This window comes from Cupriavidus sp. 22TCCZM04-2 (assembly GCF_057798895.1).
This window is the reverse complement of the sequence record NZ_JBYOJS010000014.1, coordinates 163,847-180,735: the sequence shown is the minus strand read 5'-3', so window position 1 is coordinate 180,735 and position 16,889 is coordinate 163,847. Positions and strand designations below refer to the sequence as shown.

At 62.9% G+C, this 16,889-nt stretch carries 15 protein-coding genes and 2 tRNA genes; 5 read left to right on the top strand and 12 right to left on the bottom strand.

The window, feature by feature from the left end:
• Nucleotides 1-217: 217 nt before the first annotated feature.
• From AC3FKG_RS20690 to AC3FKG_RS20675, 4 genes are all read right to left on the bottom strand, one after another.
• Nucleotides 218-829, bottom strand: coding sequence for a TMEM175 family protein (locus AC3FKG_RS20690; protein ID WP_483708550.1), 612 nt, complete (start codon nucleotides 827-829; stop codon nucleotides 218-220).
• A complete protein-coding gene (locus AC3FKG_RS20685) occupies nucleotides 826-1,539 on the bottom strand; it encodes a YoaK family protein (protein WP_488744005.1) in 714 nt (237 codons plus the stop codon). The genes AC3FKG_RS20690 and AC3FKG_RS20685 overlap by 4 nt, the downstream gene beginning before the upstream one ends.
• Nucleotides 1,540-1,854: 315 nt before the next feature.
• Nucleotides 1,855-1,931 (bottom strand) — tRNA-Arg (locus AC3FKG_RS20680).
• A gap of 41 nt (nucleotides 1,932-1,972) precedes the next feature.
• Nucleotides 1,973-3,244, bottom strand: coding sequence for a GGDEF domain-containing protein (locus tag AC3FKG_RS20675; protein WP_488744004.1), 1,272 nt, complete (start codon nucleotides 3,242-3,244; stop codon nucleotides 1,973-1,975).
• A 373-nt stretch (nucleotides 3,245-3,617) separates the two neighbouring features.
• Between AC3FKG_RS20675 and AC3FKG_RS20670 the strand changes: the two genes are divergently transcribed.
• Nucleotides 3,618-3,694 (top strand) — tRNA-Pro (locus AC3FKG_RS20670).
• A gap of 265 nt (nucleotides 3,695-3,959) precedes the next feature.
• Here the strand turns inward: AC3FKG_RS20670 and AC3FKG_RS20665 are convergent.
• On the bottom strand, nucleotides 3,960-4,493 hold the full coding sequence (locus AC3FKG_RS20665) for a hypothetical protein (RefSeq protein ID WP_488744003.1): 534 nt from the start codon (nucleotides 4,491-4,493) through the stop codon (nucleotides 3,960-3,962).
• A gap of 611 nt (nucleotides 4,494-5,104) precedes the next feature.
• Between AC3FKG_RS20665 and infA the strand changes: the two genes are divergently transcribed.
• The 3 genes from infA (at nucleotide 5,105) to AC3FKG_RS20650 (ending at nucleotide 7,236) form a co-directional block, all read left to right on the top strand.
• Nucleotides 5,105-5,326, top strand: coding sequence for a translation initiation factor IF-1 (infA, locus tag AC3FKG_RS20660; protein ID WP_006578938.1), 222 nt, complete (start codon nucleotides 5,105-5,107; stop codon nucleotides 5,324-5,326).
• A gap of 224 nt (nucleotides 5,327-5,550) precedes the next feature.
• Nucleotides 5,551-6,027, top strand: a complete 477-nt coding sequence (locus AC3FKG_RS20655) for a SixA phosphatase family protein (protein ID WP_483708554.1) — start codon at nucleotides 5,551-5,553, stop codon at nucleotides 6,025-6,027.
• A gap of 366 nt (nucleotides 6,028-6,393) precedes the next feature.
• The gene (locus AC3FKG_RS20650) at nucleotides 6,394-7,236 is read left to right on the top strand and encodes a GNAT family N-acetyltransferase (RefSeq protein WP_483708555.1); all 843 of its coding nucleotides are present in this window, start codon (nucleotides 6,394-6,396) and stop codon (nucleotides 7,234-7,236) included.
• Between the two features lie 77 nt (nucleotides 7,237-7,313).
• Here AC3FKG_RS20650 and ppx read toward each other — a convergent pair whose 3' ends face one another.
• A complete protein-coding gene (ppx, locus tag AC3FKG_RS20645) occupies nucleotides 7,314-8,846 on the bottom strand; it encodes an exopolyphosphatase (RefSeq protein ID WP_483708556.1) in 1,533 nt (510 codons plus the stop codon).
• A gap of 155 nt (nucleotides 8,847-9,001) precedes the next feature.
• Here ppx and ppk1 point away from each other — a divergent pair, with 155 nt between their 5' ends.
• Nucleotides 9,002-11,125 carry a polyphosphate kinase 1 gene (ppk1, locus tag AC3FKG_RS20640; protein ID WP_488744002.1) on the top strand — a complete coding sequence of 708 codons (2,124 nt, stop codon included), beginning with the start codon at nucleotides 9,002-9,004 and terminating at the stop codon, nucleotides 11,123-11,125.
• A 90-nt stretch (nucleotides 11,126-11,215) separates the two neighbouring features.
• Here the strand turns inward: ppk1 and phoR are convergent, their stop codons facing one another.
• The 6 genes from phoR to pstC all read right to left on the bottom strand — a co-directional run bounded on the left by phoR (nucleotide 11,216) and on the right by pstC (nucleotide 16,875).
• Nucleotides 11,216-12,544 carry a phosphate regulon sensor histidine kinase PhoR gene (phoR, locus tag AC3FKG_RS20635; RefSeq protein ID WP_488744001.1) on the bottom strand — a complete coding sequence of 443 codons (1,329 nt, stop codon included), beginning with the start codon at nucleotides 12,542-12,544 and terminating at the stop codon, nucleotides 11,216-11,218.
• Between the two features lie 120 nt (nucleotides 12,545-12,664).
• Complete coding sequence (gene phoB, locus AC3FKG_RS20630) at nucleotides 12,665-13,372, bottom strand: phosphate regulon transcriptional regulator PhoB (protein WP_483708559.1); 708 nt, start codon at nucleotides 13,370-13,372, stop codon at nucleotides 12,665-12,667.
• Nucleotides 13,373-13,397: 25 nt separating this feature from the next.
• Entirely contained in the window at nucleotides 13,398-14,102 is a 705-nt protein-coding gene (gene phoU, locus AC3FKG_RS20625) for a phosphate signaling complex protein PhoU (protein ID WP_483708560.1), read from the bottom strand.
• A 57-nt stretch (nucleotides 14,103-14,159) separates the two neighbouring features.
• Nucleotides 14,160-14,948 carry a phosphate ABC transporter ATP-binding protein PstB gene (gene pstB / locus AC3FKG_RS20620; protein ID WP_483708561.1) on the bottom strand — a complete coding sequence of 263 codons (789 nt, stop codon included), beginning with the start codon at nucleotides 14,946-14,948 and terminating at the stop codon, nucleotides 14,160-14,162.
• 62 nt (nucleotides 14,949-15,010) lie between these two features.
• The gene (gene pstA / locus AC3FKG_RS20615) at nucleotides 15,011-15,913 is read right to left on the bottom strand and encodes a phosphate ABC transporter permease PstA (RefSeq protein WP_483708562.1); all 903 of its coding nucleotides are present in this window, start codon (nucleotides 15,911-15,913) and stop codon (nucleotides 15,011-15,013) included.
• Nucleotides 15,910-16,875, bottom strand: coding sequence for a phosphate ABC transporter permease PstC (gene pstC / locus AC3FKG_RS20610; protein ID WP_483708563.1), 966 nt, complete (start codon nucleotides 16,873-16,875; stop codon nucleotides 15,910-15,912). Before pstC ends, pstA begins: the two co-directional genes overlap by 4 nt.
• Nucleotides 16,876-16,889 lie beyond the last annotated feature (14 nt).

Sequence of the window (16,889 nt, the reverse complement as noted above, 5' to 3'; positions counted from 1 at the left end):
CGTTGACGTTGGACCGTGATGCGCAGGTCATTGGCAAGATCGCATCGAACATATGGAACCGAGGTTCGCGTTGGCCGGCGTTGCCGCTATCGCGGCGTTGTCGCGTTCTTCCTGCTGATCCACAGCAAGCGGTGCGCGCCCGGTAAGCGGACGGAATTACGCTTGTGCCGGAAATCCTCCGCCCATTTCCCTATGCCACGAATCCCGATCAACGCGGCTACGGCTTTCGGCCATCCTGCTTCAGGAGGTGCCGTTCGATGCGCGAATCAGGAAGAAACCAAAGCGCGGCCATCGCAACGAGAATAATCGTTGCTCCAACGCTGCTGTAAAAGCTTGCCGCAATGGCCAGCGCATACACCACAAGCGAGGATTTCCCTTTCCGATCCTTGCCGATCGTATCCGCGAGCGGGGAATCCTTTCCCTCCGCCGCAATGATGGCACGCTGCAGCGCCCAAAAGGATACGGCACACATGAACAGCACAAAAGCATATAGCGCAGTCGGAATTGCCAGGAAGCCGGATTTCCCCATCCAGGTGGTCGCAATTGGAATCATCGTCAACCAGAACAGCAGGTTGAGATTGACCCACATGATTCTTCCGTTTATTCCGCGCACCACCTGGAACAAGTGATGATGGTTATTCCAGTAAATGCCGACGTAAATAAAACTGAGCACATAGCCAAGGAACTGCCGGGCCTCCGCCAGCACGCCGTTCCAGTTGAATTCTGCCGGCAGTTGAATCTGATAGAGCATCAGCGTCAGGCTCACGGCAATGACACCATCACTGAAGGACTCGAGTCGGCTCTTGTTGATGATGATGGACTCCCTCAAATGAACTGTTTGCGGAATGAAAGACTGGCCAGATACAGAATGATCAGCATGAAGGGCAGCACGCTCCAGAACCCGATACGCACGTAGAGCACGGCGCCAAGAAATGCACCCAGGACGAAACCTGCCACGATGCTTGCGCTTTTCAGCAAGGCCGTACCATGCTCGCGGCTGAGCGTGCGCACGAAGTTGGACAGATCGATGCCAAGCTGAGTGGTATTGCCCGTCATCATGGTGCTGGGGCTGATGTGCTTGATCAACGTCTTGCTCGCCGTATTGCGGATCGCCAGGGCCACCAGGCCCAGGCCGCCGGTCAAGGCCAGGACGCCGGCGTCCGGATCGCGAAATGGATCGAAGCACAAGCCCGCCAGCATAAAGGCCGACAGGAATGCCGCCTCTGCCACGAACAGCCAGCCCAGGGTCTTGTGGGACTGGCCGCAATGGTCTATCCAGATTTTGACAAGCATGACCGTGGCGATGAATAACGGGATGGCGCCCAGCTTGATCCACAGTCCCGCTCCGCCCTTCACGAAGGCAGCGCCGGCCAGCACCAGGTTGCCTGTCACATGGGCAGTGAAAAAGCCCAGCAAAGCGATAAAGCCTATTGTGTCAATGGCGCCCCCGACGATGGTAAGCAGCACTGGTGTGCGGCATTGCATCCACAAGGTGACGGGCGGGCTGTCATGTGACTGCGAATCGCTGATGGCTGTCATGTCGAATGCATCTCCAAATGGCCTCGGCGCCGCGGAACTTGTGCAGGACTGACGGACTGACATTCAAACTGAAAGCGTTGGAACTGCGCCTGCAGCGTGCGACAAAAACCAGGGCACCGCTCTTCACCGCGAATCCGAAGCGACCAAAAAGGAAGAAGATAACTACCATTCGGGGGTGGCTAGACAGTCGGGGAAGCCCGCTCTGCCCCCTTGTTGCCACATGGCCACAAGAAAGCCGTTGTCCGCAGATTGTCACCGGGACCTATACAGCGGATCGGGCCTTGTCGAGAATTGACCGCACACCCGCAAGAAGACTGGCGCGTCCTAGAGGACTCGAACCTCTGACCGCTCGCTTAGAAGGCGAGTGCTCTATCCAGCTGAGCTAAGGACGCGAAGGGCAGCATTCTACCGCAGCGCGGTGCCGCATGGCGGATCAGGAAGTGACGCGCCGCTGCCAGGGTGCGGATTCGACTGCGCCCGTGCGATGCCCTGCCTTACTGTCACGGTGAAGCGATACGCAATTGCGGCCTGCGTGCTTTGCATCGTAGAGCGCCTGGTCAGCGCGGCGCATCAGATTGTCGACGGTCTCGGTCGGCTCGCGCTGGGCCATGCCGATGCTGACGGTATAGGCAATCGCGTCCGGCTCGGAAGGACACGGCGTGCTTCTCACGGCCGAGCTCAGGCGCAGGCTTGTCACGCGTCCCCGCTCGAGCGTGGTCTCCTGCATGACCACGGCGAACTCTTCGCCACCGAGCCGGCCAATGATGTCTTGGGGACCCACCGTCTTGCGCAGCAAACCCGCGAAATGCCTCAGCACGCTATCGCCGGCCAGGTGCCCGTAGACATCGTTGATGGCTTTGAAATGATCCAGGTCAACGAACGCGACGGTGAGGGGCTTGCCATTCCGGTCCGCCAGCGCACTCGCGTCCTCCAGCTGCTGCCAGAATGCGCCGCGCGCCAGCAGCCCCGTCAGGTCGTCATGGCTGGCCCTGCTCTCCAGCATCCGGCGAAGACGGTCGTGGGCCATCAGGGCAAAGCTGACCGACAGCCCCACCACGGCGAACATGTTCAGTACGATCATCGAGCCGTCCTGCGCCAGCAGACCCGGTACACCGGGCTGCGCGTTGGAACCAGAGAGATTCCAGGCATTCAGCCCGGCACAGCCGGCAGCAATCAGGACCAGCGACAGCGCAGCGAACCTGCCCGTGCCCCGCTTCTGCCGGAGCAACGGCGCAACGCTGCGAACGATATCCAGCAGCAGCAAGGTCTGTCCGATGCCAAGCGCTATCGGCACCCATGGGCGCAGCGCCTGTAGCCAGTCGGCATGCGGCAACCACGTGCCACCGGCAATCGCGGCACCCAAAATCAGATTCAGGACGACCAGCAAGGACGCGCGGCCAGGCCTGCCGGCGAAATGCCGCGTGCCCACCACCATCAGCGAAATGCCGGCGAACAGGACCATGTCGACGGCATCGGCAGCCAGCCAGTACCCAGTGAACTCGGCCACGGCCGGCATGGCGGCCGCTGAAGCGGCCACAAGGTCGCCGAGAGCCCACGACATGAGGCCGCTCAGCCCCATTCCCTGCGAGCGGCGCAGCACGGCGCAAACCACTGCCATTTGCAGGGCCAGCAGGCCTGCAATGAGCACAATCATGTGCGACTGAAACATCTTCATTCCCGTCCAGCGACAGGCAGCGACCCGCACGACGCCACCGTCCCTTTTTGTATCGATCCTGCTTTGGGACCGTCGTTTTCAAGTTGCCGCCAGACCGCTCCGGACATCCGGCAGCCAAGGCGGCAAACGGATTGGTACGGCGGGCACGCTTTCCGCGCACGGCAGCGCACTTCTTCATGATGATCTGGACAGTCCGCCCAAGAGGTGTACCCCCATCGATATCCTGCGGCGACGGGCGGACTACGGCGGTGTGGCGATTATCGCCGGGCCCGAATCCAAGTCAAGCTGCAGTTGACCCGCCCAAAGCGGGATGCGTACGCGGCGGCACCTCCGGGGCGTTGTGGACAACACTTTTTGAGATGGATTGACCGCGCCACGCAGAGCCCGCTACAATAGTCGGCTTCGGAGCGTAGCGCAGCCTGGTAGCGCATCTGATTTGGGATCAGAGGGTCGTAGGTTCGAATCCTATCGCTCCGACCAGTTTTTTGCTTTACAGATCAACGGCTTAGACAGTGATGTCTAAGCCGTTTTTCTTTTCTTTCCCGATAAAAGGTCGCCAGTACCGCTCGTGACAGCAGTCCTGGTCCGCCTCGCGCGGGCTTTGTCTGCTCCACTGATAGATCATCGGTGAAGGTCCCGTAGCCGTTTGCCACCGCCGGCCCTACAGTGCCCGTACGGATATAGCGCACCGACAAAGTAACTTGCATGGTTCCGGCACCGTCTGAGCTACCGACAATGAGCTGATTCACGGAGGCGAAGACGGTTGAGCCTCGCCCGCCGCCGCATTGCGCCGCTCGAAATGGCAGTAGGCATCGGCGGCGACCAACCCGAAGAGGGCATGCGCAAACAGGCTTTCCCAGCCTCGCGCCTCATCAAACCAGTTGAAATAGCGCCCCAGCGCGTAGAAGTTCACCAGGTACACCATGACGCCGAAGACGATCCCGACGACGGATGCCAGGCCCATGCTCGAATCCAGTCGAAAAGAGCCCAGGATGAATGCCAGCGCCGACGCCAGGATGATCGACAGCGCATAGTGAACCGTACCCGCGGCAAGGACGATAGTCCAGTTGAAGGTGTCCGGCGAAGCCAGCGCCTCGCGCCCCAGGATGATGGCCGCCACCATCTTCACCGTGTCCCAGGCGCCGAGGTAGAACAGGAAGCGTGCGGTCAGCAGTTCCAGCACCATGTACACCGTGCCGGCAATCAGGCCGGCGACGACGGCCGTGCGCCAGTCAGGGCGGCAGCGTGCATAGTGGTGCGATTGCAGGTGGAGTTCCATGACTACCTCCGTTTGCTAGACCTTCTGACAAGGCCTGTGGAGTTAGTTCTAGTGCATATCGGTCAAATACCAAGGGCCATAGCCGCGCTACTGATAACCATGAATCACTTATCCACCCATGGCTATCGCCTGCCGGGCCAACGCAGGAAGCCCCGCTCCCGCGCTTACGTACCTTTCATTGAAAACCCATGCCCGTGGTACAATATGTCGTTAGCCCGGGATGTTCCGCGCATCCCTGTCACCGGGCGTTCTCTCCAGCGTGAAGGCCGGCCCTTCAGATCCTTCCGCAGCGTTACAAACATGGCGAGCGACCGGTAACACGTTGCCCGCGCACCCGCGACTCGCACGGCCGAGGTTCTGCGGCCGTATCGGCAAGACAGATCGGCCGGGCAGACAGCGCCCCCTGGACGATTTCCTAGCTGGACCAGTTGGCACGCGGTTTGCAGCGCCTTCTGGACCGTGTCAGCTTGCCTGGGACAACTCAAGGCGCGCCCCCGCCGCCATGCGGCAAGTCTGTGCACATGCGCCGGACCAGCATGCCCGCGCGTCGCGTCACATCGAATGTAAAACGAAACCATTGCACCCTGCGGGTTGCAGAAAAGGAAGATAGATTGGCTAAGGAAGAACTCATTGAATTTGGCGGTGTGGTGTCGGAAGCCCTGCCCGACAATCGTTACCGAGTCCTGCTCGAGAATGGCGTCGAGATCTGGGCCTATGCATCGGGCAAGATGCAAAAGCACCGCATCCGCATTCTGGCAGGCGATCGCGTTACCCTGGAAATGTCGCCGTACGACCTGACCAAGGGCCGCATCAACTTCCGCCACAAGTCCTGAGTCTTTGCCAGCGCCGGGTTCGGAAGCGATTTTCCGGCCCCGGCCTCAGCGCAATGATTGCGCGCCGGCGTGTGTCACGTGCCTGACACTACGCTCGGAGACACTTGCGGGCTGCCTGACAGGCAGCCCGTATTGTTTGTGCGCGCCGCCACCACGGCGCGCGCTGCTTGCGCCTGTCGGACGGCTTCACCATACTCGAAGCTCACTCCCTGGCCTGCTCCGACATGAACCTGATCCTGTGGCGTCACGCCGAAGCCGAAGAACTCCCCGATCCGCTCAGCCTGAGCCGGAACGCGGACCTGCAGCGACCGCTCACGCGCCGCGGGCGCAAGCAGGCGGACGACTCCGCGGCGTGGCTGCGGGCTCAGTTGCCGGCCAAGACCCGGGTATTGTGCAGCCCTGCGCTGCGCGCGCGCGAAACCGCAGCGGCGTACAGCGGCCATCCTGAAATTGTGGAGAACCTGGTGCCCGGTGCGGACGTCAGCGCGGTCCTCAGCGCAATTGGCTGGCCGCAGGGCGACGAGAACGTCGTGGTGGTGGGTCACCAGCCCTGGATCGGCAGGCTGGCGAGCCTGCTGCTGGCCGGCACCGAAATGAACTGGAGCGTGCGCAAGAGCGGCATCTGGTGGCTGGCCAGCCGTACCCGCGAAAGCGAAGCGCAAACGGTGCTGCGCGCGGTCATCAATCCTGAATTTCTTTGAGATTCGCCGGCAAGGCATTTCTCAATCTTCGCTCAGGCGCCGCGTGGACACGCCAGTTGTCGCTCATCGGCCCGGCGCCCAGAGAAAATTCAGCAAAGAACGATAGTTCGTTGTTTCTCCACTCAATAGAGTCGCGGGGTTCGCCGGCGCGTCCGGCGCCGCTGACCCGGAGAAACAGGCATGTCCCGCAGCCCCACCCCGCTTACCCGCCCCAACCGCCCGGCCCACCCCACACCGCCGTCGGTGGCCCCCGGTAGCCATGCTGCGCCGGCATGCGTCATGGAAGCGTCATCGCCGGGTCACGGCACTGTCACCGCGGCTCACTACATTGCTTCGCAACAGTTTCGTCACCAAAAGGACACTCTGATGCGAGACCTCCCGACGCCGACCCAGCCGCTTTTCGACTCCCTGCCCAATGGCCTTGTCGGCCAGTCGGCGCGGAGGCGTCTTCATCGCCCGTCGGATACACCGGCAAATGAATCGCCTGTTCTCAACGTGGCGTGGGCGCGCCACCAGGACGAAGTAGTCGAAGCCCAGCGCCTGCGCTACAAGGTGTTCGCCGAAGAGATGGGCGCGCGCCTGGCATCGAAGGTGCCCGAGCTGGACGTCGACATGTTCGATGACTACTGCGACCACCTGATCGTACGGGACATGGCCACGCTGAAGGTGGTGGGCACTTACCGGGTGCTGCCGCCGCACCAGGCCAAGCGCATCGGCTGCCTGTATGCCGAATCGGAATTCGACCTCGTTCGCCTGTCGCACCTGCGCCCCAAGATGCTCGAGCTTGGGCGCTCCTGCGTGCATCGCGACTATCGCTCTGGCAGCGTCATCATGGCCCTGTGGGGCGGCCTGGGCGAGTATCTGCAGCGCTGGGGCATCGAGTCCATGCTCGGCTGCGCCAGCGTGCCGATGAGCGATGGCGGGCACTATGCGGCCAGCCTGTACCGGCTGTTCAGCGAGCGCTCGCTGGCACCGATCGAGTACCACGCCTTCCCGCGCCTGCCGCTACCCGTCGAAGACCTCAACCAGCAACTTGAAGTCGAGCCGCCGGCGCTGATCAAGGGTTACCTGCGCCTGGGCGCCCGCATCTGCGGCCTGCCCGCATGGGATCCTGACTTCAACGTGGCCGACTTCCTGACGCTGCTGCGCGTGAACGACATGAACCCGCGCTATGCGCGCCACTTCCTGGGCCTGAACCGCCCGGCCTGAATCGCTCTGGCGCAATGAAAAACGGCGGCCAGGGGCCGCCGCTTCTGTTTGGCGCCCCGGCGGCGCCGGGGAACCACTCAGGCGTACACCACCTTGTACCGCTTGCCGACGCGCTGCCATTCGTCGGCCTCCTGCGTCAGGCTGTATTCGACCAGTGGATTGGCTTCGATCCAGCTCTTGGGCACTCGAACCTCGAAGCCCTCGTCCAACGCATCCGAGCGCTGCGACACACGGATATCGGGCAGCGGTGCATCCGAACGCCGGCGGCACAGCACGAATGCCAGCCGCAAGCTGAACAGCATGCGCCAGTCGAGGAACTTGCCGCTGCCTGAAAGCTTGCCGAGCTTGCCGGCGTGACCGAGCAGCAAGGCCGCCAGGCGCGCCTGGTCGGTCCTGGAGAAGCCCGGCATGTCCGCGTGCGTCGCGATATAGGCCGAATGCTTGTGGTAGCCGCTGTGGGAAATCGACATCCCCACCTCATGCAGGCTGGCGGCCCAACCAAGCAAACCGAGATTGTCCTCGCGGCGTTCATCAGCCGGCTCGGGAAACTGCGACAACAACGTGGTCGCGGCGCGGCGCACGCGGGTCGCCTGGGCGCGGTCCACGCCGTAGCGGCGCATGAACTGGTCCACGGTCACGGTTCGCATGTCCTCGTGGTGGCTGCGCCCGAGGAGGTCGTAGAGCACGCCGAGGCGCAACGCGCCATCGGTCACATCCATGCGGTCGATGTCGAGTTCGGCGAACACACCAAGCATGATCGAGAGCCCACCCGGCAACACCGGAATGCGGTCCGCCTTCAGCCCCGCCAGCTTGACGCGATTGGTATTCTCGGCCTTGACAAGTGCGCGCTTGAGCCTCTCCAGCCCTTCACGCGTAATGCCATGCTCGGCCGTGCTGTCGTTCATGCCGTTGAGTTCGATCAGCTCGGCCAGCGCGCGCGCCGTGCCCGATGATCCGACCGCCTGCTGCCAACCGGCCGCGCGATACTGGCGCACCAGCACCTGGATCTCGCGCCGTGCGGCCAGTTCGGCCTGCTTCATCGCGTACTCGTCGACGTTGCCGCTCGGAAAGAACTGGCGGCTGTGCGATACGCAGCCGATGTAGAGGCTTTCCATCAGCTTCGACTGGTAACCGCTGCCGATGATGAACTCGGTAGACCCGCCGCCGATGTCGACCACCAGCCGGTTGCCCTGGCAGACCGGCGCGTCGTGCGATGCACCCAGGTAGATCAGGCGTGCTTCTTCGCGGCCGGCAATGACTTCGATGGGGAAGCCGAGCGCGGCCTCGGCCTCGATCAGGAACTCCGAGGCGTTCTTGGCCACGCGCAGCGTGTTGGTCGCCACGGCGCGCACCTGGTCAGGCGGGAAATCGCGCAGCCGGTCGCCAAAGCGGCGCAAGGCATCGATGCCGCGCCGACGCGCAGGCTGATCGAGATATTTATCCGGCGTCAGTCCCGCCGCCAGCCGCACCGGCTCGCGCAGCGCGTCGACCTGAAAGATCTGGCTGGCCGGGCCATTGGCGGTAGGGGTTTCGTCCACTCGCCCGATCATGAGGCGAAAGCTGTTCGAGCCCATGTCGACGGCAGCCAGCAAGCGTGGAGAGTTGTTCATTCGATGTCTGGAAAACTGGAACGCATGGCGTACAGGTTACCGCGCAGCAAGGGACGCGTGGTCGCTTGGCCGGCATGGTGATACACCAGAAAATTATGTCCTCGCCATGTCAACATCATGACAAAATCAAAGTGTCATAAAAGTGACATGAATTTATGGAAAAGTCGCCACATTACCAAAAGAAGGTCATGCCCATGTCGACGACACCGTCCAGCACGCTGCTCAACCGCGAGCTAGGCATTCTGGAATTCAACGCGCGCGTCCTGGCACAGGCTGCCGACCCCAAGGTTCCGCTGCTGGAACGGCTGAAATTCATCTGCATCGTGTCCAGCAATCTGGACGAGTTCTTTGAAATCCGCATGGCAGGGTTGAAAGAACAGATGCGCGACAACGCTTCCGGCCTCACGCCCGACGGCCTCTCCTTCCAGCAGACCTATCAGCTTGTCACGGCGCGCACCCAGCAGTTGGTGGCTTCGCAGTATGACATGCTGCAGAACGTCATTTTTCCCCTTCTCGAGAAGGAAGGCATCTTTTTTCACCTGACGACGACCTGGACCGATACGCAGCGCGAGTGGGCCAGGGATTTCTTTGTGCGCGAACTCGGCCCGGTCCTTACGCCAATCGCCCTGGACCCGGCACACCCGTTCCCCCGTGTCCTGAACAAGAGCCTGAACTTCGTGGTCGAGCTGTCAGGCAAGGACGCCTTCGGCCGCGATGCGGACCTGGCCATCGTGCAGGCGCCCCGCGCGCTGCCACGCGTGGTGAAGATGCCTGAAAAGCTGTCGGGCTACCCGTTCGGCTTCGTGATGCTGTCCTCGTTCATGCAGGCATTCGTGCATGAACTGTTTCCGTCGATCGACGTCCTGGGCTGCTACCAGTTCCGCGTGACGCGCAATTCCGACCTCTTTGTTTCCGAAGACGAGATCACCGACCTGCGCGAAGCGCTGCAGGGCGAACTGCCGGCGCGCCACTTCGGCGACACCGTGCGGCTGGAAGTGTCGTCGGACACCCCGCCGGCGCTTTCGCGTCGGCTGTTGCTGGAATCGGGCCTCGGCCAGCAGGACCTGTATCGCGTCTCGGGGCCCGTGAACCTGGTGCGGTTGATGCAGATTCCGGACATGGTGGATCGTCCGGCGCTGAAGTTTCCGCCACACGTGCCGGCACCGGTCAAGCCATTCACGACCGGCGCACCGATTTTCGATGTCATCCGCCAGCAGGATGTGCTGCTGCACCATCCGTTCGAGAGCTTCAACTCCGTGCTCGACCTGCTGCAGCAGGCCGCAACCGACCCGCACGTGGTGGCGATCAAGCAAACGGTCTACCGCACCGGCAATGAATCGCTGGTCATGGAAGCGCTGATGACCGCCGCGCGCAACGGCAAGGAAGTCACCGTCGTCGTGGAACTCCTGGCGCGCTTCGACGAGGAAACCAACATCAACTGGGCCGAGCGCCTGGAATCGGCCGGCGCCCATGTCATCTACGGCGTGGTCGGACACAAGTGCCATGCCAAGATGCTGCTGATCGTGCGGCGCGAAGCCGCCGGCGCCAAGGCCAAGCAGGTCAAGCTGCGCCGCTACGCCCACCTCGGCACGGGCAACTACCATCCGCGCACTGCACGCCTGTACACGGATTTCGGCCTGCTGACCGCCAACGAGGCCATCTGCGAGGACGTTCACCACGTCTTCCAGCTGCTGACGGGGACCGCCGGCACGATCCGGCTGAACCATCTGTGGCAGTCGCCCTTCAGCATGCATAGCAACCTGGTCGAGCATATCCGCGCCGAGGCCCGCAATGCGCGTGCCGGCAAGCCGGCCCGCATCATCGCGAAGATGAACGCGCTGCTGGAGCCGTCCATCATCGACGAGCTGTACAAGGCGTCGCGCGCGGGCGTGAAGATCGACCTTATCGTACGCGGCGTCTGCGCGCTGATGCCGGGCGTGCCGGGCATGTCCGAGAACATCTCGGTGCGCTCGATCGTCGGGCGTTTCCTGGAGCACCACCGCGTGTATTACTTCCTGGCGGGCGGCGAAGACGTACTCTACCTTTCGAGCGCCGACTGGATGGACCGCAACTTGTTCCGCCGTGTCGAGGTAGCGTTCCCCGTGCTGGACAAGGCGCTGAAAGCACGCGTCATCAAGGAAAGCCTGCAGGTGCACCTTCGCGACAATGCCTCGGCGTGGATCATGCAGCCGGATGGCAACTACGTGCGCAAGCAGACGCGCTCCAAGCACCCGCACGTGAGCCAGAACGATCTGCTGGCCATGTTCGGCAGCGCCTGAGCGCTTGCACAGGCACAACGAAGAAGGGCCCGCTTCAGAGCGGGCCCTTCTTCTTACATCAGATTCCTCCAGCGATATGCCGGTGCGACTTCAGGCGGCGCGACGCGAAGGATCGGCTGCTTCCAGGCGCACGCTGCGCTCCAGCGGGAAGATGACGCGGAACACACTGCCCCGTCCCACTTCGCTGCTCACGCGCAGTTCGGCATGGTGGCGCGAGACCACATGCTTGACGATGGCCAGGCCAAGGCCGGTGCCGCCGGTATCGCGCGAACGGCTGCGATCGACACGATAGAAGCGCTCGGTCAGGCGGGGAATATGCTCGGGTGCGATGCCGAGACCGGTATCGGCCACCGAGAACACGGCATGTCCGTCATCCCAGCCGAGCCGGATCGTGATGCGCCCGCCGGCCGGCGTGTAGCGCACGGCATTCGAAACCAGGTTGCCCAGCGCCGACATCAGTTCCATCTCGGTGCCGCGCAGCCCGACCGTAGGGTCGATATCGGAAACGATCTCGTGGCGCTCCTGCGACAACGCTTCCGCGTCGTGCACCAGATGGCTCGCCAGTTCCCGGACCGGCACCAGATCCTGCCCGGGCGCATTCCCGTCGCTTTCAAGCTTGGCCAGGGCCAGCAGGTCCTCCACGATGCTTTGCATGCGCATGGACTGCACCAGCATCATGTCGACATAGCGCCGCCGGTCCTCCTCGGACACCGGCAAGTCCCGCACGGTCTCGAGAAAGCCGGTCAACACGGTCAGCGGCGTCTTCAGCTCGTGCGATACGTTGGCCACGAAGTCGCGCCGCATGGCCTCGGTGTTCTCCAGCTTGGTGATGTCCTGCGTGATGACCAGCTTGCGGTTGTCGCCATAGGGCAGCACCTGCACCGAGATCACGCCCTGCTTGTGCTCGCCCATGTCGCGCATCGACAGCGGCTCGTCGAAGCGCTGGCGCGTCAGGTAGTGGACGAACTCGGGACGGCGGATCAGGTGCGTGATGCGCTGGCGCACATCGCGCCGCGCGTTCAGGCCGAAATGCTGCTCGGCCACGTCATTGCACCACTCGATCTGGTCGGCATCATCGAGCATCAGCACGCCGTTTGGCGAGGCCTGGATGGCCTGGATGAAGCGCGTGTGCTGCTGCTCGACCTGCAGGACCTGCAGGCGCCAGCGCTTGACCAGCCTGTGCAGGCGATAGTAGACCTCGCCCCAGAGACCGGGCGCGCTCGGAATCTCGCCATACGCCGGCGCGTCCAGGACCTTCCACAGCCGGTTGATCTGGTAGAGATGGAATGCCACCAGGCATACCAGTGAAGCACTCATCACGGCCAGCGCAGGTACCGCGCCCGCCACGAAATAGGTTCCGACGGCAACCACCACCAGGCTGATCAGGATGGCCGCGGAGCGGGCCCAGATGACATTCATGCGCGCAAAAGAAACTCAGAGGCCCGGAGTCCGGGCAGATGGCAGCAGAGCCGCCGTTTTGCGGCAGAGTTTGCCACGAATTCGTGACGACGGGCCATGCAGCCCTGGCCGTGCCCGCATTCAGTTGCCCGGCGTACGGGCCAGCCGATAGCCGCTTCCCCGCACCGTTTCGATCATATTGCTATAGCCGCCGGGCGTCAGCGCCGCGCGCAGGCGCTTGATATGCACGTCGACGGTACGCTCTTCGACGAAGACATGGTCGCCCCAGACGTGGTCGAGCAGTTGCGAGCGGCTATGCACGCGTTCCGGATGGGTCATCAGGAAGTGCAGCAGTCGAAACTCGGTAGGACCGAGATCGAGCTTGATCTGGCCAGCGTTGTCTTCTCCGGTCACACGGTGCGTGGCCGGATCCAGCCGCAGGCCGTTGATCGCCACCACATCATCGGTAAGCTGCGGCGCACGACGGCGCAGCACGGCCTTGATGCGCGCAAGGAGTTCCTTGGGCGAGAACGGCTTGGTGACGTAGTCGTCCGCACCGGCCTCAAGGCCCATCACCTTGTCCTGTTCCTCGCTGCGTGCGGTGAGCATGATGATGGGAATCTGCTTGGTGCGTTCATTGGCACGCAGTTCCTTGGCGAAGGTTGCGCCTGACTTGCCCGGCAGCATCCAGTCCAGCAACACCAGGTCGGGCAGCACGTCGCTCATCAGCGACAGCGCCTGCTCGGCGTTATAGGCACGGATCGGATAGTGCCCCGCGTGCTGCAGGTTGACGGCGATCAGCTCGGCGATCGCCGGTTCGTCTTCGACAACGAGAATACTGCTTGGCATGTGTCTGTTTCTCCGGAGGTGCGGCTCAGCTCAGGGCTTCGCGCTCCATGTCCTCACGCGATACGTGGCGGACATCGGTCCCCTTGACGATATAGATGATGAACTCGGCAATGTTCTTGGCGTGGTCGCCGATGCGCTCGACCGCCTTGGCCACGAACAGGAAGTCCAGGGCGACCGAGATCGTACGCGCGTCTTCCATCATGTAGGTAATCAGCTTGCGCACAAAGCCGCGGAATTCCTCGTCGATGGCCTTGTCGTCCTTGACGATGCTCGCGGCCGCCACGGTGTCCAGGCGAGCAAAGGCGTCCAGGGCCTGGCGCAGCAGCGAGATGGCCATCTCGCCCGACAGCTTCACTTCGGCGTAATTGATATTATGCGCCGCCGCGTCTTCCATGATGTGCTTGGTGCGCTTGGCGATCTTCTCGGCCTCGTCCCCCGCGCGCTCGAGGTTCGTGATGGTCTTGGAAATCGCCATCACCAGGCGCAGGTCGCGCGCGGTCGGCTGGCGACGCGCGATGATGTTGCCGCAGTCGGCGTCGATCTCGACTTCCAGCGCATTGAGCTGCTGCTCGCGCGCGATGACCTGGTCGGCCAGCGAGGCATCGAAGTCGGCCAGCGCGCGCATGGCGAGCTGAATCTGCGACTCGACCAGGCCACCCATCTGCAGCAGCTTGGTGTTGATGGCATTGAGGTCGGCGTCGAACTGCGTTGACAGGTGCTTTTCAGGCATGGGTATCTCCAGACCGCTATGGGTTTCCGGGGAGTTGGCGTGGCACGTCGGCCGGCATCAGCCGAACCGTCCGGTAATGTAGTCTTCCGTTTCCTTGCGGTGCGGCTTGATGAAGATCTTCTCGGTCTCGCCGAATTCGATCAGTTCGCCCAGGTACATGTAGGCGGTGTAGTCCGAGCAACGCGCGGCCTGCTGCATATTGTGGGTCACGATCACCACCGTATATTCGTCTTTCAGCTCGGCGATCAGTTCCTCGATGCGGCCCGTGGAAATCGGGTCCAGCGCCGAGCACGGCTCGTCGAGCAGCAAGACTTCGGGGCGAATGGCAATGCCGCGCGCGATGCACAGGCGCTGTTGCTGGCCGCCCGACAGGCCGTAGCCGGACTGGTGCAGCTTGTCCTTGGCCTCGTTCCACAGCGCGGCCTTGGACAGTGCCCACTCCACGCGGTCATCCATTTCGGAACGCGACAGCTTCTCGAACAGGCGCACGCCAAAGGCGATATTGTCGTAGATCGACATCGGGAACGGCGTCGGCTTCTGGAACACCATGCCGACCTTGGCGCGCAGCAGCGCGATGTCCTGGCGGCTGGTCAGCAGGTTCTCGCCGTCCATGTTGATCTCGCCCTCGGCACGCTGCTCCGGGTAGAGGCCGTACATCTTGTTGAAGGTGCGCAGCAGCGTGGACTTGCCGCAGCCCGACGGGCCGATAAAGGCCGTCACCTTGCGGTCAGGAATCGACATGTTGATGTTCTTCAGGGCATGGAACTGGCCATAGAAGAAATTCAGGTTGCGCACGTCGATCTTGGAGCGCACGGCGTCGGGAATATCGATGACAGTCGAAGTCATGCTGGTTCTCGCTTGAATTCAGGTTCCGGTCCGATTCCGGCTCTGGAATCGCGCGCCGGTCATTATTTCTTGAACAGGATGCGCGCCAGGATATTGAGCGCGAGCACGCCGACCGTAATCAGGAACACGCCTGCCCAGGCCAGTTGCTGCCACTCCGTGAACGGGCTCATGGCAAAGCGGAAAATGGTGACGGGCAGGTTCGCCATCGGCTTGTTCAGATCGCTGGTCCAGAACTGGTTGGACAGCGCGGTGAACAGCAGCGGCGCGGTTTCACCGGCGATACGCGCCACGGCCAGCAGCACGCCGGTCACGATGCCGGCATACGAGGACTTGACCGTGATCGACAGCACCATCTTCCACTTCGGCGTACCCAGCGCGAAGGCCGCTTCACGTAGTGCATTCGGCACCAGGTTCAGCATGTTCTCGGTCGTGCGCACCACGATCGGAATCTGCAGCAGCGCCAGCGCGCACACGCCTGCCCAGCCCGAGAAATGGCCCATGCGGGTCACCACCAGCGCGTAGACGAACAGGCCGATCACGATCGACGGCGCCGACAGCAGGATGTCGTTGATAAAGCGGATCAGGCTGGCCAGCGGCGACGACTTGCCATACTCGGCCAGGTAGATGCCTGCCAGGATGCCCAGCGGCGTGCCGAGCAGCGTGGCCAGCGCCACCATCACGAAGCTGCCGTAGATGGCGTTCGCCAGGCCGCCACCGGCGGTATTCGGCGCCGGCGTCATCTGCGTGAACAGGTCCAGGGACAGGCCGCCGACGCCCAGCGTGACAGTGGTGAACAGGATCCACGCCAGCCAGAACAGACCGAAGATCATTGCACCCAGCGAGGCCGTCAATGCGATCAGGTTCATGCGGCGACGGCGCGCTTGCAGGCGCGTGCGCACGGCATCGGCGTCGGGCCGCACGGCCGGGATCGATGCGGAAGACACGGTGTGGCTGGCCTGGTTCATTTTCCACCCTCATTCTTTGCCAGTCGCAGCAGCAGCAGCTTGGACAGCGCCAGCACCACGAACGTGATGAAGAACAGGATCAGCCCCAGTTCCATCAGCGCCGCCGTGTGCAGGCCTGCGCCGGCTTCCGCGAATTCGTTGGCCAGTGCGGACGTGATGCTGTTGCCCGGCGAAAACAGCGATGCGTTGTCGAGCAGGTTGGTATTGCCGATCACGAAGGTGACAGCCATGGTTTCGCCCAGCGCCCGGCCAAGGCCGAGCATGACGCCGCCGATCACGCCGGCGCGGGTATAGGGCAGGACCACGTTCCACATCACTTCCCAGGTGGTGCAGCCCACGCCGTAGGCGGATTCCTTGAGCAGCACCGGGGTGACTTCAAACACGTCGCGCATCACCGAGGCGATGTACGGAATGATCATGATCGCGAGGATGACGCCCGCGCACAGCAGACCGATGCCCAGCGGGGCGCCCTGGAACAGCTTGCCGATCACCGGAAGCTGGCCGACCGTGGCGGCGAGCGGCTTCTGGAAGTACTCGCCGAAGAGCGGCGCGAACACCAGCAGGCCCCACATGCCGTAGACGATCGACGGCACGGCGGCCAGCAGTTCGATCGCGGTGCCCAGCGGGCGGCGCAGCCAGGCCGGCGAAAGCTCGGTGAGGAACAGCGCGATGCCGAAGCTGACCGGCACGGCAATGATCAGTGCGATCAGCGAAGTGACGAGCGTGCCGTAGATCGGCACGAGCGCGCCATAGACGTCCGCGGGGGGATCCCACTCCGCAGTCCAGAGGAAGCGAGCGCCGAATGTCTGGATCGAAGGCCAGGCGCTGATCGCCAGCGACACGATGATGCCACCCAGCAAGAGCAGCGTCACGATGGCGGCCCCGCGCGTCAGGCCGCCGAACAGGATGTCGCCAATGCGGCTGGGCGGCCGTACGGCTGAGAGATCGGACGAAGTCGCCATGGTGCAGAAAATAC